Source organism: Oleiphilus sp. HI0080, assembly GCF_001635135.1.
In genome coordinates, this window is sequence record NZ_LWFU01000231.1 from 1 (window position 1) to 353 (window position 353).

Consider the following 353-nt stretch of genomic DNA (forward strand, 5'->3'; position numbering starts at 1 on the left):
CAGGGCAAAAACGTGCTCAGGCGCATACATCCTCGTATTCATACCGATATTCATACACGCACTCATCCGACTTATTCTTTCGGATATCGTTTGCTTGCAGCATGATGATTTAGGTCACGTAATTGGTTGAGGCGCTCCTGGATTTTAATCTCAAGCCCCCTTTCAACCGGCTGATAAAACTCGGTTCCATCCAGTTCCTCCGGAAAATAGGACTCTCCCACCGCAAATGCACCCGGTTCATCATGAGCATATCGATATTCGAGCCCCATGCCCTGCTCTTTCATCAGCTTAGTGGGCGCATTACGCAAATGCATCGGCACATCTCTGTGTCGATCCGCATTAACAAAGGCCTT

Annotated in this window: 1 pseudogene; it reads right to left on the reverse strand. The window is 48.4% G+C overall.

Going from position 1 to position 353, the window contains the following annotated elements:
- Positions 1-71 precede the first annotated feature (71 nt).
- Positions 72-353 (reverse strand): annotated as a pseudogene (locus A3751_RS02510) (recombination factor protein RarA); the annotation flags it as partial.